General features: G+C 64.1%; 21 protein-coding genes. 6 read left to right on the forward strand and 15 right to left on the reverse strand.

All coding sequences use genetic code 11. The features are described 5' to 3' along the window. The first annotated feature begins 268 nt into the window (after positions 1-268). Positions 269-1,435, forward strand: coding sequence for an ATP-binding protein (locus tag NKH12_RS06755; RefSeq protein ID WP_352952427.1), 1,167 nt, complete (start codon positions 269-271; stop codon positions 1,433-1,435). A 111-nt stretch (positions 1,436-1,546) separates the two neighbouring features. Here the strand turns inward: NKH12_RS06755 and NKH12_RS06760 are convergent, their stop codons facing one another. The 7 genes from NKH12_RS06760 to NKH12_RS06790 form a co-directional block, all read right to left on the reverse strand. Continuing rightward, positions 1,547-2,275, reverse strand: coding sequence for an amino acid ABC transporter ATP-binding protein (locus tag NKH12_RS06760; RefSeq protein WP_091599429.1), 729 nt, complete (start codon positions 2,273-2,275; stop codon positions 1,547-1,549). Between the two features lie 29 nt (positions 2,276-2,304). Next, complete coding sequence (locus NKH12_RS06765; protein ID WP_292220187.1) at positions 2,305-2,979, reverse strand: amino acid ABC transporter permease; 675 nt, start codon at positions 2,977-2,979, stop codon at positions 2,305-2,307. Further along, positions 2,976-3,647, reverse strand: coding sequence for an amino acid ABC transporter permease (locus tag NKH12_RS06770; RefSeq protein WP_126105565.1), 672 nt, complete (start codon positions 3,645-3,647; stop codon positions 2,976-2,978). Before NKH12_RS06770 ends, NKH12_RS06765 begins: the two co-directional genes overlap by 4 nt. A 78-nt stretch (positions 3,648-3,725) precedes the next feature. Continuing rightward, positions 3,726-4,514 carry an ABC transporter substrate-binding protein gene (locus tag NKH12_RS06775; RefSeq protein ID WP_352952428.1) on the reverse strand — a complete coding sequence of 263 codons (789 nt, stop codon included), beginning with the start codon at positions 4,512-4,514 and terminating at the stop codon, positions 3,726-3,728. A gap of 110 nt (positions 4,515-4,624) precedes the next feature. Further along, positions 4,625-5,788 (reverse strand): saccharopine dehydrogenase family protein, encoded by a 1,164-nt coding sequence (locus NKH12_RS06780; RefSeq protein ID WP_352952429.1) that lies wholly within the window; start codon positions 5,786-5,788, stop codon positions 4,625-4,627. Continuing rightward, positions 5,785-6,321 (reverse strand): Lrp/AsnC family transcriptional regulator, encoded by a 537-nt coding sequence (locus NKH12_RS06785; RefSeq protein ID WP_352952430.1) that lies wholly within the window; start codon positions 6,319-6,321, stop codon positions 5,785-5,787. Before NKH12_RS06785 ends, NKH12_RS06780 begins: the two co-directional genes overlap by 4 nt. Before the next feature lie 180 nt (positions 6,322-6,501). Next, positions 6,502-7,425 (reverse strand): LysR family transcriptional regulator, encoded by a 924-nt coding sequence (locus tag NKH12_RS06790; RefSeq protein WP_352952431.1) that lies wholly within the window; start codon positions 7,423-7,425, stop codon positions 6,502-6,504. Positions 7,426-7,518: 93 nt separating this feature from the next. Here NKH12_RS06790 and NKH12_RS06795 point away from each other — a divergent pair, with 93 nt between their 5' ends. Then, positions 7,519-8,337, forward strand: coding sequence for an NAD(P)H-dependent oxidoreductase (locus tag NKH12_RS06795; RefSeq protein WP_352952432.1), 819 nt, complete (start codon positions 7,519-7,521; stop codon positions 8,335-8,337). A gap of 45 nt (positions 8,338-8,382) precedes the next feature. Here the strand turns inward: NKH12_RS06795 and NKH12_RS06800 are convergent, their stop codons facing one another. Further along, the gene (locus NKH12_RS06800) at positions 8,383-9,108 is read right to left on the reverse strand and encodes a 3-keto-5-aminohexanoate cleavage protein (protein ID WP_352952433.1); all 726 of its coding nucleotides are present in this window, start codon (positions 9,106-9,108) and stop codon (positions 8,383-8,385) included. A 234-nt stretch (positions 9,109-9,342) separates the two neighbouring features. Between NKH12_RS06800 and NKH12_RS06805 the strand changes: the two genes are divergently transcribed. Together NKH12_RS06805 and NKH12_RS06810 are read left to right on the forward strand one after the other, a co-directional pair. Continuing rightward, positions 9,343-9,768 (forward strand): OsmC family protein, encoded by a 426-nt coding sequence (locus NKH12_RS06805; RefSeq protein ID WP_352952435.1) that lies wholly within the window; start codon positions 9,343-9,345, stop codon positions 9,766-9,768. 44 nt (positions 9,769-9,812) lie between these two features. Next, the gene (locus tag NKH12_RS06810) at positions 9,813-10,340 is read left to right on the forward strand and encodes a carboxymuconolactone decarboxylase family protein (protein ID WP_352952436.1); all 528 of its coding nucleotides are present in this window, start codon (positions 9,813-9,815) and stop codon (positions 10,338-10,340) included. A gap of 30 nt (positions 10,341-10,370) precedes the next feature. On the opposite strand, the gene NKH12_RS06815 is transcribed toward NKH12_RS06810, so the two are convergent. Next, the gene (locus NKH12_RS06815) at positions 10,371-11,726 is read right to left on the reverse strand and encodes a sigma-54-dependent transcriptional regulator (RefSeq protein ID WP_502910758.1); all 1,356 of its coding nucleotides are present in this window, start codon (positions 11,724-11,726) and stop codon (positions 10,371-10,373) included. Positions 11,727-11,739: 13 nt separating this feature from the next. Then, entirely contained in the window at positions 11,740-13,599 is a 1,860-nt protein-coding gene (locus tag NKH12_RS06820; protein ID WP_352952437.1) for a sensor histidine kinase, read from the reverse strand. A gap of 239 nt (positions 13,600-13,838) precedes the next feature. Here NKH12_RS06820 and NKH12_RS06825 point away from each other — a divergent pair, with 239 nt between their 5' ends. After that, a complete protein-coding gene (locus tag NKH12_RS06825; RefSeq protein ID WP_502910759.1) occupies positions 13,839-15,170 on the forward strand; it encodes a dicarboxylate/amino acid:cation symporter in 1,332 nt (443 codons plus the stop codon). Positions 15,171-15,666: 496 nt separating this feature from the next. Next, positions 15,667-16,731 (forward strand): glycosyltransferase family 2 protein, encoded by a 1,065-nt coding sequence (locus NKH12_RS06830; protein ID WP_352952439.1) that lies wholly within the window; start codon positions 15,667-15,669, stop codon positions 16,729-16,731. Positions 16,732-16,991: 260 nt separating this feature from the next. On the opposite strand, the gene NKH12_RS06835 is transcribed toward NKH12_RS06830, so the two are convergent. From NKH12_RS06835 to NKH12_RS06855, 5 genes are all read right to left on the reverse strand, one after another. Further along, positions 16,992-17,798 (reverse strand): ABC transporter permease, encoded by an 807-nt coding sequence (locus tag NKH12_RS06835; RefSeq protein WP_352952440.1) that lies wholly within the window; start codon positions 17,796-17,798, stop codon positions 16,992-16,994. Then, on the reverse strand, positions 17,798-18,631 hold the full coding sequence (locus NKH12_RS06840) for an ABC transporter permease (protein ID WP_352952441.1): 834 nt from the start codon (positions 18,629-18,631) through the stop codon (positions 17,798-17,800). The genes NKH12_RS06835 and NKH12_RS06840 overlap by 1 nt, the downstream gene beginning before the upstream one ends. Before the next feature lie 24 nt (positions 18,632-18,655). Next, the gene (locus tag NKH12_RS06845; protein ID WP_352952442.1) at positions 18,656-19,771 is read right to left on the reverse strand and encodes an ABC transporter substrate-binding protein; all 1,116 of its coding nucleotides are present in this window, start codon (positions 19,769-19,771) and stop codon (positions 18,656-18,658) included. Between the two features lie 75 nt (positions 19,772-19,846). Further along, positions 19,847-20,941 (reverse strand): ABC transporter ATP-binding protein, encoded by a 1,095-nt coding sequence (locus tag NKH12_RS06850; RefSeq protein ID WP_352952443.1) that lies wholly within the window; start codon positions 20,939-20,941, stop codon positions 19,847-19,849. A gap of 328 nt (positions 20,942-21,269) precedes the next feature. Then, positions 21,270-22,166 (reverse strand): LysR substrate-binding domain-containing protein, encoded by an 897-nt coding sequence (locus NKH12_RS06855; RefSeq protein ID WP_352952444.1) that lies wholly within the window; start codon positions 22,164-22,166, stop codon positions 21,270-21,272. Positions 22,167-22,221 lie beyond the last annotated feature (55 nt).

The raw sequence follows: 22,221 nt of genomic DNA on the forward strand, positions 1-22,221 counted from the left end.
GCAGGCTGACGTTTTAGCATCAAACCCAATCACTCTGAACGACCGAATTCGACCCTAAGCGGAAGATCGTTCGCGCTCGGCCGAAGTCACGCCCATGACCCAAAGCGGACATGCCGCTGCAATCGCGTGGCCCAGTTGCGTCTGTCTCATGGGACAGGAAGGGTTGCTCCTCATAGACCGCGGCGACGAGACGATTGATATGCGATTATAATGATGTATAAGCGAATATATGAGGATCGGGATATAGTTGCTTATAAAGGGGTATAGCTTGGACGCCGTTCGAAACCCATTTGCCCCTGGAGCGGGCTCCCAGCCTCCCGAGCTTGCCGGCCGTGACAACATAATTTCGACCGCGGACATCGCATTGCAGCGAGTTCTAGCTGGAAAGCCATCGCAATCGCAGATGCTCCTGGGGTTGCGAGGGGTAGGCAAGACAGTGCTTCTCAACAAGATCGAAGAGATCGCTGAAGGCCATGGTCACCTCACCTCGTTTGTCGAGGCGCCAGAAGATAGGTCTCTCGTAGAGCTCTTGTACCCGCGGATGCACCAAGTCTTGCGCCGACTGTCCGTTGTGGAGGGCGCGAAGGCAGCGACCTACTCGGCGCTGCGCGCGTTGCGTGGGTTTGCGAGTGCCTTCAAGATCGAGGTGGGCGACGTCGCGATTGCTGTCGATCCCGAACCCGGCGTCGCCGATAGCGGCAACATCGAATATGACATCGCGGATCTCTTTTTGCGAGTGGGACAGGCAGCCCAGGCCGCTGGGAGGGGGTGGACCCTTCTGGTTGACGAAGTGCAGTACCTCTCCGCCGAAGAGCTTGCGGCACTTATTGTCGCTATCCATCGGATCAACCAGAAGTCCCTTCCCGTCCTCTTCTTCGGCGCGGGTTTGCCTCAGATCGCGGCGTTGTCGGGAGATGCGAAATCCTACGCCGAAAGACTGTTTATCTTTCCAAAGGTTGATGCGCTTGATATCACCGCAGCCGAGGAGGCGATCCGACAGCCAATCGAGGCAGAGGGAGAAACGATCGACCAAGCCGCACTCTCCGCTATTGTGCAGAGCACCAAGGGGTACCCGTACTTCCTTCAGGAATGGGGCTATCAAGCGTGGAACGCAGCGCAAGACTCGCCGATCAACGCTGACAATGTTGTTGCCGCAGCTGCTGCGGCGTTGAAGCGTCTGGACGAGGGGTTCTTCAAAGTCCGGTTTGACAGGCTGACTCCGAAGGAGCGCGAGTATGTCATCGCGATGGCCACGCTCGGAACCGGTCCATATCGATCCTCGGACGTCGCCGATGTGCTGGGAGAAAAGCTCACGGCCCTTGGGCCGAGGAGGGCGACGATCATCAACAAGGGCATGATCTACAGCCCCGCGCACGGCGATATCGCCTTCACGGTGCCGATGTTCGAGGAATATCTGAAGCGCCACTGGATGTAGCGCCGTCGGAGACACTCTTGGCGCCACTTGCTCGTCCCCCATTGACGAGGCGAATGGCAACATTCCACCCATCTCGGCTATCGGCGGCAGCCAACTGAGTTGAGTTAGGCCCTAATGCCGCAGGATCTTGCTGAGAAAGGCGCGGCTGCGGTCGGTCTTGGGGTGCGAGAAGAACTCGTCGGGCGTGCCGCTCTCGACGATGGCGCCGGCATCCATGAACACCACGCGCTGGGCGACCTTGCGGGCAAAACCCATCTCGTGGGTCACCACCATCATGGTCATGCCTTCCTCGGCCACCGCGACCATGACGTCGAGGACTTCCGAGATCATCTCGGGGTCGAGCGCCGAGGTCGGCTCGTCGAACAGCATGATCTTGGGGCGCATGCCGAGGCAGCGCGCGATCGCCACGCGCTGCTGCTGACCGCCGGAGAGTTGTGCCGGATAGGCGTTGACCTTGTCGGCAAGGCCGACCTTGGCAAGCAGCTCGCGCCCGGCCTTCTCGGCTTCAGCGCGCGGAATCTTGCGCACATGGATAGGCGCCAGCGTCACGTTCTCGAGCGCGGTCTTGTGCGGGTATAGGTTGAACGACTGGAAGACGAAGCCGATCTCGGTGCGCAGCCGCGTCATGTTGGTGGCGGGGTCGCCCAGGCGCTGGCCGTCGACCACCAGGTCGCCGTCGCGGATCGTCTCCAGCCCGTTGATGCAGCGGATCAAGGTGCTCTTGCCCGAGCCGCTCGGGCCGCAGACAACGACCACCTCGCGTGGTTCGACGCTGAGCGTGATATCCTTCAGCACATTGAGCGCGCCGAACCATTTGTTGACGCCGCGAAACTCGATCATGCCGGTACCATTTTTGCTGCGGTTCGACGTCATAACTGCACCTCGCCATGGGCCGCACCCATGCGCTGTTCCAGCCGGCGGGCCAGCATGATCAAGGGATAGCAGACGATGAAATAGCCGAGGCCGACGAGGAAGAAGACCAGCAGGCCGTTCGGCACACGCTGCACCACCAGCCAGCCGACGCGGGTGAGGTCGGTGAGCCCGATGGCCGAAACGACCGAAGAATCCTTGATCAGCAGCACATACTGCCCAACCAGCGGCGGCAGCACGATGCGCATCGCCTGCGGCAGCACCACCTGGCGCATGCGCTGCCAACGCGACAGGCCGGACGCCAGCGCCGCCTCGACCTGGCCGGTCGGCACCGAGCGGATGCCGGCGACGACGATCTCGCAGATGAAGCAGGCGGCCAGATTGGTCAGCGCGATGATACCGGCGGTGAAGGCGTCCAGCTCGATGCCGAGCTCCGGCAGGATGAAGAAGATCAGGAAGATCTGCACCAGGAACGGCGTGCCGCGGATCAGGTCGACCCAGGCGCCGATCGCACCGCTGATCAGCCGGTTGCCGCCGGTCCGCAGGATGCCGAGGCCAAAGCCGATCAACGTGCCCAGCACCAGGCTGATCAGCGACAGCATCACGGTCATGCCGAGGCCGCGCAAAGCGAGGGGATAGCTGCCGGCGAGGCTTTGCAGCTGCTGCCAGATCATGTCCGTGCCCCCGCTAGGCCGAGCCAGCGCCCGGACAGTGCCGCCAGTCCCTTCAGCCCGTAATAGAGCAGGAGGTAGAAGGCGGCGATGGTGATAAAACCTTCCGCCGGCATGAAGCGGTCGGAGGCGAGCAATTGTCCGGCGCGCGTCAGTTCGGCGACCGCGATCAGCGACAGCAGAGCGGAATCCTTGACCAGCACGATCGCCTGCCCGAGCAGCGGCGGGATCGTCACCTTGAACGCCTGCGGCAGGATGACCAGGCGCATGCGCTGGACATAGGTCATCCCCGAGGCGACACCGGCCTCGACCTGGCCGCGCGGGATCGACAGAATGCCGGCGCGAATGATCTCGGCGACATAGGCGCCGCTGTTCAACGACAAAGCGAGGATGCCGACGACGAGCTCAGGCAGGATGATGCCGAGCCGGGGCAGGCCGAAATAGAGGAAATAGAGCTGCGCCAGCAAGGGCGTGGCGCGCACCGCGTCGATATAGGCTTTGGCCGGGATGCGGAACAGCCGTCCGCGCTGCAGGTTCATGGCGGCGAGAACGATGCCGACGGCGAGTGCGCCGGCAAAGGAGAGGACAGACAGCCACACGGTCGTGACGAGGCCCTGCCCGAACAAAGGCAGATATTCGACGATGGTGCGGAAGCTGAAATTTTCGAGCATCGCTGGACGGATTTCCCCCGGGCGAAACGGATTCCGAACGGCTTCGCGGCGCGCGAAGCCGTTCGGGTCTATTGCTGCTTAGTGGTCTTTCTTCCAGTCGTCGGAATTGACCCAGTAGTCGAGGTTCTTCTGCAGGCGGCCGTCGAGGCTGACCTGGTCGAGGAACAGGTTCATCCAGTTCAGCAGATCCTGTTCGTCATAGCGCGTGGCGAAGGCCAGCGGCTCCTTCGACAGCATGTCCGGCATGATCGTGAAGCTGCCGGCCGGGTAGGCGGTCGACTGGCCCTTGACCGCAGAGACGTCGTTGACGCCGCAATCGGCCTGGCCGTTGTTGACGGCGTCGAGCAGCAGCGGGCCGCCGCCCTTGTAGCTCTTGATGTCGGCATCGGGGAAGGCCTTCTTGGCCTCCTTCTCGCCGGTGGCGCCGAGCAGCACGGCGATCTTGGTACCCTTGGCCTTGCAATCCTCGGTGGATTTGAACTTGCCGTCGGCCTTGGTGAAGACGGTGCTGCCCGTGTACATGTAAGGCTTGGTGAAGGCGACCTTCATCGCCCGCGCCAGCGTCGGCGTCATGTCGGCGACCAGAAGATCGGCCTTGCCCGACAGCAGCGCCGGGATCAGCCCATCCCAATCGAAATCGAGGAAGGTGATCTTGACGCCCATTTCCTTGGCCATCAGTTCGGCAAGCTCGACCGAGCTGCCGGTGCGCTCGCCGGCAGCACCCACCAGCGAGAAGGGCGGTCCCTGCGTCTGAACGGCGACGCGCAACTCGCCGCGCTTGGTGATCTCGTCGAGCGTTCCGGCACTGGCGGCGGCAGTGAGGCCGGCGAGCGCAAGGCCTGCGATGAAAAGCTTGGCAATCTTCATTGGGCATTCCTCCTTGTTGTCGTTGTTGTTCCACTTTGTTGTTCCACCCCTTGGGGGTGCTTTTTGAGCAGCAGCGCCGTTGCCGGCGGCGGCCACCGTTCGAAAATCCTTCAGTCCCAGCTGGTCGTTTCGGATACCCGTATACCGCGCCGGGCCAGTTCGTCGAGGAAGCGGTCGTCGGGCACATGCAGCAGCGGGTTGAGCAGGCCGGGCTCGGTGATCTCGCCCCGCGCCAGCATCTGCGCCACGATGCTGGCGGGATAGCCGACACCTAGGCTCATGCCGAACAGGCCGGAGGCGAGATCGCGTTCGATGATCAGGTCCGACGTCACTGTCTTGCGGCGACCGCCTTGGGTGCCGGTAAAGACATTGCGCATCACGCAAAGGTCTTTCTCATCGGCGCCATATTGCAGTTGCGGGCCGAGCAGCCGGCCGAGAAACTCGCGTGGGCTGGCGCCAACGCCGGGCACCTTGTCTTCGGAAAGGAAGCCGAGTTCCTTCAGCGGCGCCCAGAACGCCGACCAGCCCGGCCAGCGCAGCGAATAGCGGCCGGAGCGCTGCAACCCCTTGGCGGCGGCAAGCATGCCGGCATAATGTGGCGCGTCGCCATTTGGGAAGGCTTCCAACCTGCCCAGCCCCTCGACCTCGATCTGATGGATGAAGCGATTATCGTGTTGCTGGCCGGCCGGCACCTCGACCCGTTGGCCGTCCTCGACCAGCACGCTGTCGCGATTCTGGCTGACCAGAACCATGTCGAAGTTCCAGCTCACCTTGTAGCACAGCGGCTTGGCCATCGCCTTCGGTTCGGGGATGCCGCCGCAATAGGAATCAATCGCGGTGATGGCGTCGAACTGCCTTGCGGCCCGCGCGTAGAGCACCAGGTCGATGCCGGGGTCGAGCCCGCATTCGGTCATGATCGAGACGCCGGCTTTTTCCGCCGCCGGGGCAAGGTCGGCGATCGTCTTGCCGTAATTGGTGGTGACCAGCGGCGTGCGCGTCGCGATCGCGGCCAGCACCGCCTCGCGCATCAGCGGCTGCGGCAACAGGTCGATGGCGGCGTCGACACCCGTCAGCACCTCCGCCAATACTGGACCGATCGAGCCGTCGGGCACGACGAAGCGCACGCGGGCAAGGTCGGTCAGGCCGTCAAGTCGGGCCGCACCGTCCGGCGCAGTGTCGACGCAGACGACCTCTTCGACACCGGCGCTGGCGACGAGGTCGGCGATCGCCGCCCGGCCTTGCAGGCCGAGGCCGCCGAGAACCGCGATCTTCATGGTATTTCCTTTCGGCCGGTTTCGTGCCGCCCAGTTTCGTCGCGCTTGCTCTCGTCCGACCAGCAGCCTTCCGGCAGGCTGACCCATTTGTTGCAGGAGGCCATGACGACGAAGGTCTCGCTGCGCACGACTTCGCCCGGCTCGCCCGCGCCGGGGATCAGCTCGCTGGTGACGCGGTAGAGATCGGCGACATCGCCGGCCACGGTAACGTCGACGATGATGTCGAAGCGTCCGGTGACGACGGAGGCCGAGTTCACGAAAGGCAGCTCGCAGATACGCTGCGCCAGTTCCCGCGCCCGGCCGCGCCCCTGCGCATTGATGCCGACGATGGCCGAGATCAGTTCGGGGCGCTCGGTCAGGTTAAGCAGCCCGACGATCTTGAGCAGGTTGCGGTCCAAGAGGTTGCGCAAGCGCATACGCACCGTAGGCACCGAGACGGCCATCTTCTCGGCGAGGCGATTGACGCCAAGCTGCGCATCCTGCGACAGCAGCTTGACCAGTCGCCGGTCGGTCTGATCGAGATGTTCCCGCAAACGCTCAGGCTTTCATAAATGGAAAAAAATGATGGAGTTTTCTTTCTGATATGAAAACAGCTTAGGGTGTATCTTTTGAAATCGCAAGAGCGTTCGGCCGCCTGTCAACAAGGCCGAATGGTATATCCCGGGAGGCGGGGAGGGCCTTGCCGGTGTCGTGACCGGCTGAGGGCAAGTCGACTAACGCGGCTTCTCGATCCCTGGAGTGCCGCCGATCCGCTCGGCGAGAAAGTCGACCAGCAGCCGGACCCGAGCAATGCCCGCGCGTTCCGGGACGATCAGCATGCTCAGCGGTACCGGAGGCGGGGCGTAGTCTGGCAGGATCACTTCCAGCCGGCCGGCCACCAGGAGATCGTCGACAAGCCAGTGATGGGCAGGTGCGATGCCGCGCCCGGCGACGAGCGCTTCGCGCGCAGCAAGCCCGTGGTCGACCCGAAATCGGCCACCAAAAGGCACCGCATGGCATTCACCGTCCGGCCCCTGCAGGGCGAGCGTGTCGCTTCCGGCGATGTTCGACATCCGGATGCCTTCATGGCCAGGCAGATCCTGCGGGACAGCCGGTCTGCCCCGCGCCGCCAGATAGGCCGGCGCCGCCACCAGCAGACGCCGGGACTGGCCGAGCGCCCGCAGTTTCATCGAGCTGTCGGTGAGCGGACCGAGGCGAAGCGCGATGTCGACGCCCTCCCGCACCAGGTCGATGCGCTCATCGGTGAGGCTGAGATCGATCCCGATGTCCGGATAGCGGTCCTGGAAGGCGAAGATCAGCCGGCTGACGTGCAGGACCCCGAGCGCCGCCGTGCAGGATATCCGGATCGTGCCGGCCGACGCGCCGCGCGTGCCTCGCGCCTCATCGCCGGCCTGCTCGACGAGGCGCAGGATCTGGACGCTGTCGGCATAGTAACGGCTGCCTTCATCGGTCATCGTCACACGCCGGGTGGTCCTGCTGAGCAACGGCACGCCGATGGCCTCCTCAAGCTCGCGCAGATGCCGTGTGACCGTCGACTGCCCAACTCCGAGTTCGCGCGCCACCGCCGACAGGCTGCCGCGCTCGGCGACGCGGACGAAGGTGCGCATGCGCTCGAGGGTCACATCAGATTTATCCATTATTCGGCTTAATCTTATGCATTGTCTAGATATAGTGGATCAACCCGGCGCTGGCTACCTTTAGCGTTCATTGTCCTTCTTCGGAGTTGACCCATGAAAGTCCTGCTTGTTTTTGCTCATCCTGAACCGCGTTCGCTCAACGGCGCACTGCGTGACGTCGCCATCAGGGAACTCGAGGCCCAGGGCCACGAGGTGCTGATATCGGACCTCTATGCCGATGGCTGGAAATCCGAGGTGGACCGTGCCGATTTTCCGTCGTGGCCGCCCGAAGCACGCTTCCTGCCGGCTGGGGCCTCCAAAAAAGCTTTTGCGACCAACACTTTGACCGATGACGTCAAAACGGAGATCGACAAGCTGCTGTGGGCCGACACGCTGATCCTCCAGTTCCCGCTGTGGTGGTACGCCATGCCGGCGATCCTCAAGGGCTGGGTCGACCGGGTGTATGCCTACGGCTTTGCCTATGGCGTCGGCGAGCACAGCGAGAAGCGATGGGGTGACCGCTTTGGCGAAGGAACGCTCGCCGGCAAGCGCGCGATGCTGATCGTGACCACTGGCGGCTGGGAGGAGCATTACTCCGCCCGAGGTGTCAACGGCCCGATCGACGACCTGTTGTTCCCGATCAATCACGGGATTCTCTATTATCCGGGCTACGACGTGCTTCCGCCGTTCGTGGTCTACAGAGTGGATCGTTTCGGGGAGGCCGATTTCGAGCCTGTCGCGGAGCGCTTGCGCGAAAGGATGCGGACGCTCGAGACAATCCGGCCCATTCCCTATCGGCAGCAGAATGGCGGGGACTATCACATCCCGAGCATGCAACTCCGCTCCGAACTGGGCGACCCGGGCGCCGCGGGTTTCGCGCTTCACGAGGACCGTGCCAAGTCGGCGACGCCGTGTTTGCGGGACGTGGCCTGACGCAGGATCCCGAAACGATCATGGTCAGGAAACCTGTGCGATGAATCAGCGACCGGCCTGGAAGATCGCGACGGCAGCAGCCGTCAGTGCGGCATTGCCTGATGCCGTAGTGCCGTCCGGAAGCTGCTTGCCGTCTTCCAGCCCGACACGCGTCGACCAGCGCCGCTCCGCCGCCCTGTGCACGAACGGCCACACAGTGGCGTCGGCGCCGTGCAGCAAGATGGCGCGACGCATCCCGGCACGGTCGAGCACCGCCACGATGCCGTCGCTGACTCCCAGCCCTACGTCCAGTTCCTGCTCCGAGATCTCGATCAGGATGCGCAGCACCTGGCTGCCACGGTCGAGGCGGACCAGGCGCTCGGCATCAGTGGTGGAGGCGAGCCCGGCCTCGATGCCGATGCCGCGCTGCCGCAGGCTTTGCATGACCTCGGGCGCGGCATCCTCGCTGAGATTGACCGAGGCATAGTCGGGCAGCTCGCTCCAGCCGGTGATCGCGGCAAGCGTCTGCTCGTCATCGTTCTCGATCCAGGCGCCGGTCGACACGCCGATCAGCGTTCCCGGGCAGGCGCGGCGCAGCGCCAGCATGGTCCGGTCCATCGCCTCGGGCGCGAGGCTTTCGCGGCCATCGAGCCCGCGCGCATGGACATGCAGCTCGGCCGCACCTGCGGCCACGCAAGAGGCGCCGTCGCGTGCCATGGCGTCCGCGTCAAGCGGCAGTTGCGGGTGGAAGTCGGCGCTGCGCGCGCCATTGATGCAGGTCTGGACAATCATGGAGGTGGCGGCCCGGTTGCGGTTGCAACCAGTCTAGCGCATGACCCCGAAGACCGGAATCGGGTCCGGCGCGATCTTTTTGGTACGCAAGACATGGGTGTTTGACGCATAGTGGGGAGCTCAAGCAGCACTGCTGAACCGGCTACCTTGACGATCGTTGGCGGATGCTGCGGTATCCGGCCTCGAGCACGCATGGGCAACGCCATGCCCGGCCGGCCGGAAGGATATTTGCGAATGAGTGAGCTCAAGGTCAGGACCCGAACCACCGGCGCGGTTGCCGTGCTGTCGCCGGGCAGCTTGCCGGTCGTCACCACGCCGACCGGCGGCATGGTCGACGTCGTGACCGGTGCCAGCGCGCCGGGATTCAATCCGCTCGACCTTCTCTATGCCTCCGTGGCCGCCTGCATGGTGCTGAGCGCGCGCATCGCTGCCACGCGCATGGGTGTCGTTGCCAGCCTCGGCGAGGTCCGCGCCGATGTGAGCGGCGAGAAGGCGGCGGGCGACGTTTCCCGCATCGGCCAGTTCATGATCACACTCGACATATCGGGCGATCTCGACGAGGCCACGAAAAGGCGGATCGTCGAGGACGCCGAAACGATCTGCACTGTCAGCAACACGCTGCGTAAAACGCCCGAGCTTGTCACCACGCTCGCCGGCTGATCGCACCCTCATTGGCCAATTTCACGTATCCTCCGAGGCCGCCCATGGCACGTATTTCCCCGATCGACTATGACATCGCCTCGCCTGAAATCCGCGCTGCGCACGACGAGGAACTGCGCTTGCGCGGCCGGATGACGAACATGAAGCGCATCCTGCTGCATTCGCCGGTTGCCCATCGTATCTACGCCGAGTGGTTCACCTTGCGCGACCTGCTGCGGCCTGATCTCAACGACCGCGCCATCTGGCTGTTTTCGCTGACGATTTCCGCGGCGTGCCGGGCCGAGGTGCCGGTGACCTTCTTTCGCCGCGCGCTGATCGATATGGGGCTCGATCCGGAGAGCATCGAGCCGACGGCCGATGAAGCGCTGCTGATTGCCTTCGGCAAGGCCATCGCGACTGACGCCAACGCCATTCCCGATGAGATCTGGGCCGAACTGAAAGCCCGCTACCATGAGCCGCTGCTCGTCAATCTGGTCGCGTTCGCCGGCATCATGGTGGCGACGACCGTGTTCACCAATGCGGTGAGCGTCGACCTCGATCCGGAACTCGAGGCTTACCGCAAGAAGGCCTGAGGCAATCGAAGCCGCCGCGCTGGGCGACCTTTATCTGGAAAACTCGCTGCGCACGATGCCGTGGCGCTGGAGTTTGTCGTAGAAGGTCTTGCGCGGAATCCCCAGCGCTTCGATCGTGCGCCTGACATCGCCCTCGTTGCGGCCAAGCGTCTCGCGGATGATGTCGGCCTCGTAGCGCTCCAGCCGCTCCGGAAGCTTCATGGCTGCATCCGGCTGGGCTGGGGCGGGGGCTGGTGTTCCAGCGTCTTCCTCCAATCCAAGCACAAGCCGCTCGGCGAAATGCGCGAGTTCGCGCACATTGCCCGGCCAGTCATGCTCCCTGAGATGGCGGTGCACCGCGGCCGGCACCGCCGGCACCGGGCGCCGGAAGCGGGCGGCGGCGCGCTCGGCGAAATAGAAGAACAGCAGGGCGACGTCGTCGCGGCGCTCGCGCAGCGGCGGGATGGAGATCGTCACCACGTTGAGCCGGTAGTAGAGGTCCTCGCGGAACGTGCCGCGCTGGCGCGGATCGCCGAGATCGACCTTGGCGGCCGCAACCACGCGCAGGTCGACCGGCCGCATTTCGTTGGTGCCGAGCGGCGTGACCTCGCGCATCTCCAGCACGCGCAGCATTTGCACCTGTGTCGAGACCGGCATGCTTTCGATCTCGTCGAGGAACAGCGTGCCGCCGCTGGCGTGCTCGATGCGGCCGATCCGCTTCTTCTGCGCGCCGGTGAAGGCGCCGGCCTCGTGGCCGAACAATTCGCTCTCGATGACTGTCTCCGGCAGCGTGCCGCAATTCAGCGCAACGAAATTACCCCTGGCGCGGCGGCTCCAGCGATGCAAGAGGCTCGCCACCACTTCCTTGCCGGAACCGGTTTCGCCGGTCACCAGTACGTCGACATCGGTGTCGGCGATCTGCCGCAGCGTCCGGCGCAGCCTTTCCATTGCCGGCGTCTGGCCGATCAGCGGCAGGCCGTCCTGCGCCTCTCCGGCCGCCTCTCGCAAGGCGCGGTTTTCCATCACCAGGCGGCGCTTTTCCGCGGCGCGGCGCACGCTCTGCACCAGCCGGTCGGCGGCGAAGGGCTTTGTGATGAAGTCGTAGGCGCCGTCCTTGATCGCCTTGACCGCCATGGCAATGTCGCCATGCCCGGTGACCAGGATGACCGGAATGTCCGCATCCAGCCGCAGGACGCGGTCGAAAAGCTGCAAGCCGTCGATCTCAGGCATCCGGATATCCGATACCACCACGCCGGCGAAACCGGCGTCGAGCCTGGCCAGGGCCTCGGCCGCCACCGAAAAAGCGGAGACCGAAAAACCGGCAAGCTCGAGCGTCTGCGCGGTGGCTCTGAGAAGATCGCTGTCGTCATCGATCAGGATGACCGGCGCTGCGTCGTCGTTCATCATGCTGCCTTGGCCATTACACTGCTTTCAAGAGATGGATGGTGAAGCGGGTGCCGCTGTCGTCGCTCGAAACCTCGATGCGCCCGCCATAATCGGCGAGGATATCCTTCGAGATGACGAGACCAAGGCCGAGGCCTTTTTCCTTGGATGTGTTGAACGGCGTGAACAGCGATCTGAGAATCCCTGGCGGAATGCCGGGTCCGTTGTCGGACACGCCGACCGTCACGCCGTCCGCCGTCTCCTCGACCGAAACCCGCACATGAGCGTCGTCGCGGCCTTCCAGCGCTTCAAGCGCGTTCTGGAAGAGGTTGATCAGCACCTGTTCGAGCCGGACCCGGTTGCCCATGACCTTGAGGCTCGGTGGCGGCAGGTCGATGGCCAGCGCGTCGAGCCGGCCGGCGAAGCGGCTTCTCAAGAGCACCACTGCGCCCTCGATGATGCCGCGCAATTCGACAGGCTCGGCGGCAGTGCGGCCCTTGCGGGCAAAGGCCTTCAATTCCTCGGTGATGGTGCCTATGCGTTCGGTAAGTGCTGCGATGGCGCCGAGGTTTTCCTCGGCAGGCGCAGTCTGCTTGCGGTCGAGGAAGAGGCGGGCGTTGTCGGCATAGGCGCGTATGGTGGCGACCGGCTGGTTGATCTCATGGGCGACGCCGGCGGCAACCTGGCCGAGGATGGCTAGGCGGTTGGCCTGGACCAGGTCCTGCTGCACCACCTGCAGCTTGGCCTCTGTACTGCGGTGGCCTGATATCTCGGCCTGCAGCCGGTCGCGGGCGCGGCTCAGATCCTCGGTCCGTTCGACGACACGGCGTTCAAGCTCGGTGCGCGCCGCCTGTTCGGCGGCGATCCGCATCTGCGCCGACTGCCGACGCCACAACAGATACGCAGCAAGGCCGAGCAACGGAACGATGACGCCGAGCGCAAGGAGCCGCATTTCACGGACCGCGGCGGCGATCGGCACTTCTGCCGGGACGAGATAGTCGAGCCGCCAGGGGGTCGAAGGAACCGGCGTGGAAAGCCTGAGATATTCCGCGTCGCTGCCGCCGGGCGTCACCGCGTGGACGATCGACACGTCCGGGCTGAGAGCCTGCGGGCGTGTGATCGGCAACGGCATCAGCGGTGCGTCGCCGAACTGCTGGCTGTTCTGAATGGCGGCAAGATCAGGCCCGGTCAGCCGCGCCGTCGTCATGAAGCGCCAGGACGGCACGCTGGTGATCAGGACGACGCCATGCTCGTCGCTGACATAGGCCGGGCGGTTCACCTCGTGCCAGTCGGCTTCGAGCTGGTCGAACTCAGCCTTGACGACGACGACGCCGAGCGGTGCGGCAGCATCGCCGACGCGTCGCGAGATATAGAGGCCGGGGCGTTTGCTGACATTGCCGAGCGCGAAATATTCGGCGGTTCCCGATTGCATCGCCGCGGAGAAATAATCGCGGAACCGGTAGTCGTTGCCGACGAAGCTGATCGGGTCGCGCCAGTTGCTGGAGGCGATCGCCAGCCCGTCGGGGCCGATGACATAGAGCACAGAAGCCTTGGTGCCGGAGACCAGCCCGTCGAGCTTGCGGTTCAGCACATCGATTGCGGCAGCACTTTTCTGCGCCAGCGCATCGCGCACCTGCTGGTCTTCGGACAGCAGCAGGGGCAGGGCGCGTGGGCTTTCCAGCACAGCGCGCAGCAATGCGACCTTCAGATGCGCGTCGGTGCGGCCTTGCGCCGCCAGTGTCCCAAGCTCCGTGGTGCGGCCATAGAGGCCGGCGCCGTAAAGTGCGGCCGTGGCGATCGCGAGGGCGATGGCCGCAAACAGCAGCCAGGCACGGCGCGCCCGCCTGCCGAGTTGCTCGGGCGTCGACGGCAAGGCAGCGGCGGGGCGTTGCAGCATCACCCATTTGTGCATGATTTCGCACAAAGCACAATTCGGCTATGCGAATATCCGCACTTTCTATGCGCGAAAACGAAACCACGAGTTCGAAAATACTCAGTAAAATGAAAGGGAAATTCTCTTCCACGCAGTCTGGCACGGCAGTTGCAAACACGAATTCAGCGGTCGCGAGGCTGCTGGGGGTCAATGCAATTGCTCCGGGAGGTCGAGCTTTCGATCGGAGCACAATGGAGGACGTCATGCAGACAGCATTCGCTGCCGCCGAGCCGCGCGCCAAACTTCCCTTCTACCGGCATCTATATGTGCAGGTGCTGGCGGCGATCGCCGCCGGCGTGCTTCTCGGCCACTTCTATCCCGAAACCGGTGAGGCGATGAAGCCGTTCGGCGACGCCTTCATCAAGCTGGTGAAGATGGTGATCGCGCCGGTGATCTTCCTGACGGTGGCGACCGGCATCGCCGGCGTTTCCGACCTGCAGAAGGTGGGCCGCGTCGCCGGCAAGGCGATGATCTACTTCCTGGTGTTCTCGACGCTGGCGCTTGTCGTCGGTCTCGTCGTCTCCAATGTCGTCCAGCCCGGCGCCGGCATGCACATCAATCCGGCCACCCTCGACGCCACAAAGGTGACGGCCTACGCTGAAAAGGCGCACGATACCAGCATCGTCGGCTTCCTGATGAACATCATTCCCGATACGATCACCGGCGCTTTCGCAAAGGGCGACATACTGCAGGTTCTGTTCTTTTCGGTCCTGTTCGGCGTAGCCTTGGCCATGGTCGGCGATCGCGGCCGTCCGGTCGTCGATTTCCTGCAGGCGCTGACCACGCCGATCTTCCGCCTCGTCGCCCTCCTGATGAAGGCGGCACCCATCGGCGCCTTCGGCGCCATGGCCTTCACCATCGGCAAATACGGCATCGGCTCGATCGCCAACCTCGCCATGCTGATCGGCACGTTCTATCTCACCGCGCTGCTGTTCGTGCTGGTGGTGCTCGGCGCGGTCGCTCGCTACAACGGCTTCTCGATCCTGGCGCTGATCCGCTACATCAAGGAAGAGCTGCTGCTGGTGCTCGGCACCTCGTCCTCGGAAGCGGCACTGCCGGGCCTGATGGCCAAGATGGAGCGCGCCGGCTGCAACCGCTCGGTGGTCGGCCTGGTCGTCCCGACCGGCTACTCGTTCAACCTCGACGGCACCAACATCTACATGACGCTGGCCGCGCTGTTCATCGCGCAGGCGACCGATACGCCGCTTAGCTTCGGCGACCAGATCCTGCTGCTCGCCGTCGCCATGCTGAGTTCCAAGGGCGCTGCCGGCATCACCGGCGCCGGCTTCATCACGCTGGCCGCGACGCTCTCGGTGGTTCCCACCGTGCCAGTCGCCGGCATGGCGCTGATCCTCGGCGTCGACCGCTTCATGTCGGAATGCCGGGCGCTGACCAACTTCGTCGGCAACGCGGTGGCGACCGTGGTCGTGGCGCGCTGGGAAGGGGAACTCGACCAGACCAAGTTTGCCGCCGCGATGGCCGGCGACTTGCCCGAGGAGGTCGACCTGGCGCTGCCCGGGCTGCAGGCAGCCTGAGCGTTCAGGCTGCATGGTCATAGCCCGGAGCCGGCTTGCCGCCGGCTTCGGGCTAGCCGCCGCCAATCTCCAACATCTGCGATTATCCACAGGCCACGCCGCTGCGCGCTGCCTCAGATGTAACAGGCTTGTGAGCCTTGTTCTTGGCGCGGGGGCTTGTTCCAGCCGTATTTGAAGGCCAGTATCCGCCATGCCTTCAAGGCGCTCGTCCACTTCGATCCCGACCTGATCGCGACCGAAAGGCGAGACATTTCCGTCGGGCTCGGTTGCGACCGGCCGAAACCGTCGGAGCTTTTGCTGCCGCCAACCACAACCTTGACCAAGGCGGCAGCCTCGAAGGCAATGGCGGCCCCGGTACGAAGTCGCAAGAGACGTGACCCGTCTCCTGACGGAAGGCGCAGGCTTTCCTCTCAGGAACTCGTCGGGGCACTTGAAGAGGGGGCAGGCCCGTAAGCGGGCTTTTGCCGAAACCAAGCAAGATGCGAGGTCAAACGCGATGCAGTCTGTACCGAGGATTCCGGTATCCATCATCATCTCGAACTACAATTACGCGCGTTTCCTCAAACGCAGCATCGACAGCGCCCTCGAGCAGGATTACGCGGATGTCGAAGTCATCGTCGTCGACGACGCATCGCAGGACAATTCCACGACAGTCATGAAATCATATGGGGACAGGATCCTCTCATGCCCGCGAGCGCAAAATGGCGGGCATGCCGCCGCGTTCAACACCGGCTTTGCGGCAAGCTCGGGCAAGATCGTTCTCTTTCTCGACGCCGACGACTACCTCTATCCGACCGCTGTTTCCACGATCGTCGACACCTGGGATGCGGCAACGGCGCAAGTGCAGTCCAGGCTGCATATCGTCGACGAGCGGCAACGCATCAAGGATGTCTTTCCGCCCCCCGAACTGCCCTTCGACAGCGGCGACGTCATGCCGAAACTCCTGCACAGGGGCCGCTACCAGACAACCGTGACCAGCGGGCTGGCCTTTGACCGCACAACCCTCGAATCGATCATGCCGATTCCGGAGGCGGAGTTCCGTCAGGGCGCCGACGGCTATCTTGCAACGCTGGCGCCCATGTATGGGCGCGTCCAGTCCATCGAGGAATGCGTCGGGGCCTACCGGATCCATGGCGCCAATCATTCGGTCTTCGGTGAAAAGCTCGCCGAGCGGGCACGCTGGCGGGTGAGACATGATTTCCGCCGCATGCAGGCGCTGTCGGACCAGGCCTCCGGGATCGGCCTCACCATCGTGCCGTCGGAAGCTGTCCGCCCCTCTCCCGTCCACCTGGAAGAGCGGCTGGCGTCGTTGTGCGCGGATAGACGACTGCACCCCGTGGCCGACGATTCCCGGCTGGCGCTTGGGGCGGCCGGCGCCGTAGCCAGCCTCGAAATGACCGCGTCCCTGCGCCGGCGCGCCGTCCTTGCCGCCTGGTTCCTGTCGGTCGGGGTGTTGCCGCGGAAAATGGCGACGGCGGTTCTGTCGTGGAAGCTTGACGCATCGTCGAGACCGGCATTCCTTAGCCGTCTGTCCAAGACCATCCGGAACGCCATGGGGTAGAAGACCGTCGCCCGAACCTTGAAAACAGATCAAGTCAAAGGGTTGCAATCCTTCGCGCCCCCCCTCTGTCCTGCCGGACATCTCCCCCACTTGTCGGGAGATTGGCCGTCATCTCCGCTTTCGCCAATCACCAACGCCGAGGAAGGGAGCCGTCGCTGAAGCTGCCGATCTCCCCCCAAGTGGGGGAGATGGCCGGCAGGCCAGAGGGGGGCGCTGTCCCGCCAACGCATCGAGCAGAATCTGCGCTCCGCTTCGCTCCGTCAACGCGCCCCGCGCAGCCTGACCACAGCGCTGCGCACGGCAAGCACCAGAACCGTAATGATGATCAGGATCACCGAGAGTGCCGCAATCGCCGGGTCGATGTTGTCGCGCAGGCCCATCCACATCAGCCTGGGCAGCGTGATGGCGTTGACCGAGGTGATGAACAGGGTGACGCCGATCTCTTCCCAGGACAGCACGAAGGACAGCAGGGCTGCGGTGATGATGCCGAACTTGATGTTGGGCATGATGATGCGGGTGGCGCGCTCCCACACCGTGGCGCCGAGGCCGCGTGCGGCAAGGTCGATGCGCCGGTCGAGTTGGCTGAGCGAGACCAGGATCAGCACCGTGGCGAAGGGCACCGTCATTACCGCATGCGCCATGGCGACACCGAGCCAGGTGTCATAGCCGAAGAACGAGCTGACGCCGGAGATCGAGGTCAGCAGGAAGTAGAGCGTGATCGCCGAGACCACAGGCGGCACCACCATCGGCAGCAGCACGAAGCCGACGAGTGCAGCGGTAAAGCGCGGCTGGAACATCCACACACCGAGGCTGAAGCACAGCGCCAGCACGGTGGAAAAGGCGCTGCTCACTACGCCGATCCTGATCGAGAGCAGGATCGAGTTGATCCAGCGCGGATCCTCGATCAGCGCCCGGTAATGGCGCAGCGACAACTCGCCTGACGGCATTGCCAGCATCCGGGTCGGCGTCAGCGACACCGGAATCACGGCAAGCAGCGGCAACAGCAGGAACAGCGCAACCAGGGCGGCGAGGATCAGCGAGACGGGGCCGGGGCGGTAAGTCGGCATCAGATCAGCTGCTTCGGTCTGACATAGCGGAACAGCAGCGCCATCAGCGCGCCGACGAACAGCACCAGCACGACACTGATCGCCGCCCCCAGCCCCCAGTCCGGGCTCTGGAAGATGCGGAGATAGATCAGCTCGGCGATCATTACGCTGCGGCCGCCGCCGAGGATCGCCGGCGTCACGAAGAAGCCGAGCGAAAAGACGAAGACGATCAGCGCCGAGCCGATGATGCCGGAGCGGGTCATCGGCACGAACACCGACCAGAAGGTGCGCATGCGGCTGGAGCCGAGCCCGCGCGCCGCCAGCAGCACGCGGTCGTCGAGGCTGCGCATGGAAGACGCCAGCGGAAACACGGCGAAGGGAATGAGGAAGTGCGTCATGCCGACGATAACGCCGAATTCGTTGCGCACCAGCGTCAGCGGTTCTGAGATGAAGCCGATCGCCTGCAGCCAGGTGTTGAACAGGCCGCGATTGGAAAGCAGCGCCACCCAGCCGAAGGCGCGCGTCAGCACCGAGATCCAGAATGGCACCAGTATGCAGAACTCGGCGACCACGCGCTGCGCCGGCGTGCCGCGCACCCACACCACGGTGATCGCGTAGGCGGCGGCAACCGAAACGATCGTGACGATTGCGGCGATGCGCAGCGTGCGGACGAACACCGACTGAACCAGCGGGTCGCTTAGTAGCGTGCCATACTGGCCGAGCCCCGGCTCGGGCAGGGTGAAGCTCCAGTTGACGACGCCCAGGAATGGCCAGGCGTAGGCAGCGACAAGGAATAGGAGCAGCGGCGCCATCAACAGCGCCGCGCCCATCCTGTCGGAGAGATATGCTTTCATCTCGGCCCGGTTTCCCCAGGCCTATCAGGCGGAGATGATCTTCGTGTACTCGTCGAGCGCGGCCCCGTAGTTCTTGGCGTACCACTCCATGTCGAGTGCGATCTGCTTCTTCATGTTTTCGGGGTCGACCGGGTTGATGCGCTTCTTGTCGGCGGGGATCAGCGCGTCGGCCGCCGGATTGGCCGGGCCCTGGCCGAGCTTGTCAAACATGATCAGCTGCTTTTGCGGATCCTGGGCGCTGGCGATGAACTTCATCGCCGCGTCCTTGCCGCCGGGGTTGCCCTTGAGCACGGCGAGCGCGCCGGGCGAGATCAGGCCCTGGTCCCAGATGAACTTGATCTTGCCGCCGGAATCCTGCTCGATCAGCGAGGCGCGGGTCGACCAGACGATCGCCATCGAGGCTTCGCCGTCGAGCAGCACGCTCTGGCTTTCGGCGCCGCCGCCCCAATAGGCGACGACATTCTCCTTGAAGGCGGCGATCTTGTCATGCGCGCGCTTGAGGTCGAGCGGGTAGAGCGATGCCGGCGCGATGCCGTCGGCAAGCAGTGCCGCTTCCCAGCTCGACACGCCCCATTTGTAGAGCGAGCGCTTGCCGGGGAATTTCGCCACGTCGAAGAAATCGGCCATGCCGGTCGGCGCCTGGCTGCCGAATTTCTCGGAATCATAGGCGATGACATAGGAGAAGAAATAGGTCGAGGCGGCGTGCTCCCAGCCGAAGCCCTCGCGCATCTTCTTCTTGTCGACGATCGAATAGTCGATCGGCTCGAGCATGCCTTGGCTGCCCAGTGTGATGGCCGAGAACGGATCGACGTCGACCAGGTCCCAGGTCGGAGCGCCGCTCTTGAACTGCGCGGCGATTGCGCCCTCGGTCGGGCCGGAGCCGTCCATCTTGACGGTGATGCCGGTCTCCTTGGTGAAGGCCTGGCCATAGGCGGCATCATAGGCGGTAATCGCGTCGCCGCCCCAGTTGACCAGCACCAGTTGCTTGGCTTGCGCGAAGGCGTCGGTCGAGCGCAGCAGCATCGGCGTGCCGGCCAGCACGAGTGCGGCCAGCTGCGTGAACTGCCGACGCGAGATTTCGCCGCGCGCCGCCCTGGCGGACAGCGTCTCGATGGAATGTTTCTTGGTTTCATTTGTCATGTCAGTTCCCCTTTTTTGTCGTTGATATTTTCCCGAAAGTCGGCGTGGCGAATTTCAGCTTCGCCAGGCCGATCGTCATTGTCCTCCATCCGGAAGGAGGAAACCCTTTTCCGCCGGCCATGTCAGCCACACGGAATTGCCCTTGCTGAGTGCCGAGGCGGCGACCTCGTTCGGGACCGAGACCGTCACCTTGGCGCCTTGGCGCGTGGTGAGATCGAGCCGCGTCGCGGCACCGAGATAGGTCGAAGCGACCGCAGTCGCGGCGATGCCGTTCTCGCCGGCTGCCGCTTCGGGAGAGATCGACATGTATTCGGGCCGGATCGCCAGGATGGCGTTGCTGCCGACAGCGCTTGCATTGCCGCGCAGCGTGATGGTGCGGTCTTCGCACAGGCCGATGGCGCCGTTGTCGGCGTTGCGCACGCCCTTCAGCGGCAGCATGTTGATCTCGCCGAGGAACTCGGCGACGAAGCGGTTGGCCGGCCGGTCGTAAACCTCGTCAGGCGCGCCGACCTGCAGCAATTTGCCGTGGTTGAAGATAGCAACGCGCGACGATAGCGCCAGCGCCTCGCTCTGGTCATGGGTGACAAAGACGAAGGTGGTGCCGGTCTCCTGGTGCAGCCGCTTCATCTCGGCCTGCATCTGGCCGCGCAGGCCCTTGTCGAGCGCCGAGAACGGCTCGTCGAGCAAAAGCACGCCCGGCTCGAACACCAAGGCACGCGCCAGCGCAACGCGCTGCTGCTGGCCGCCGGACAATTGCGACGGCAGTTTCTTCTCGTGGCCCTTCAGCCCGACGCGCTCGATCATCTCGCCGACCCGGCGTTTGATCTCGTCCGACGATTTCTTGCGCACCTTGAGCGGGAAGGCGATGTTGGCCTCCACTGACATATGCGGGAACAGCGCATAACCCTGGAAAACCATGCCTGCGGCGCGCTGCTCGGCCGGCCGCTCGGTGATATCGACGCCGTCGCTGTAAAGGCGACCGTCGGTCGGCTGCACGAAACCGGCAAGGATCATCAGGAAGGTGGTCTTGCCCGAACCCGACGGCCCGAGCAGGGTCAGGAACTCGCCGCGGCCGATATCGAGCGTCAGATCGTCCAGTGCACGGAATGAGCCGAAGCTCTTGCCGATCCCGATTGCCTTGATCTCTGCGGCCCGGCCGGGTTGCTGCATCCTGCCTTTGTCCTCAATGCTGATTGAAATCGTAGGCAGGGCGGCGGCTCACCGCAACCGAATAGTTTTCGCCTGACCGGCAAATTTGATTCATCTGTTGTCGACGTGGGAGAGGCGAGCGGGACGCTCGAGCTGCCAATCTCCCCCCGTGCGGGGGAGATGTCCGGTAGGACAGAGGGGGGCGCTGTCCCGCCAGCCTATCAACTATTTGGAGCTGCCCATCGCTGGTTTCAGAGTTGCTGCAAACGTTAGCGTTCCTTCGCGCCCCCCTCTGCCCTGCCGGGCATCTCCCCCACGAGGGGGGAAATTGGCGGTTTCGGCGCCTCGCTCAATACGGCCCAACCCTGTTCTCCGAAAGCTTCGACCTCAGCCACCTCACGAACGCCTCCAGCACCGGGTGGCTCGCCTTGGCATGCTCTGAGACGAGGAAGTACGACCGCGGCGAACTGATTGCGATGTCGAAGGGGCGCACCAGCCGGCCTTCGCTCAGCGCCCGGCGGCTGGTCAACTCGTCGCCCATGGCGATGCCCTGGCCGGCGATCGCCGCTGAAAAAACAAGGTTCATGTCGGAAAAGAAAATGCCGCCCTCGATGTCGGGATTCTCGACCTTGGACAGCGCCAGCCAGCGCGCCCAGTCCTCGGTGTCGCCGAGATGCAGGAGATTGGCACGCAGCAGGTCGGCGGGCTTGGAAAAGCCGCCGATCTTGTTGAGCAGCGTCGGGCTGCACAGCGGCGTGAACGAGATTTCGCACAGAAGTTCGACGGCGCGGTTCGGCCAGTTGCCGACGCCGAAGGCGATGAAGGCGTCGGCCTCGGCATTGCTGACATCGTCCAGCCGTCGCGGCGTCAGGATACGCAGCGCAACATCGGGGTACATCTGCCGGAATTCGCCAATGTGAGTACACAGGAACAGCGAGGCGAAACCCGGGGTGCAACTGACGCTGAACGAGCCGCCGATGCCGGTGCCGGCATGGCGCGTCACCGCGTCGCCCAGCACCGTCAGCGCCTTGCGCACGTCACTGGCATAGCGCTGGCCGCGCGGCGTCAACGCCACGCCCTTGCCGATGCGCTCGAGCAGATCGAAGCCGAGATCGCGTTCGAGCAGGCGAAGCTGATGGCTGACCGCGCTGCGGGTCAGATGCAGTTCGTCGGCGGCGCGCCAGACGCTGCCGTGGCGGGCAAAACTGTCGAGGGCGCGCAGCGCCTGCGTCGATGGAATTCTCAAGAGGTGAACCGAATTTGCATGAGCCGGGAAAACATATCACTTTTTGGCGGGGCGC

Origin of the sequence: Mesorhizobium sp. M1322 (genome assembly GCF_040318085.1) — a bacterium.
Classification (GTDB): Bacteria; Pseudomonadota; Alphaproteobacteria; order Rhizobiales; family Rhizobiaceae; genus Mesorhizobium.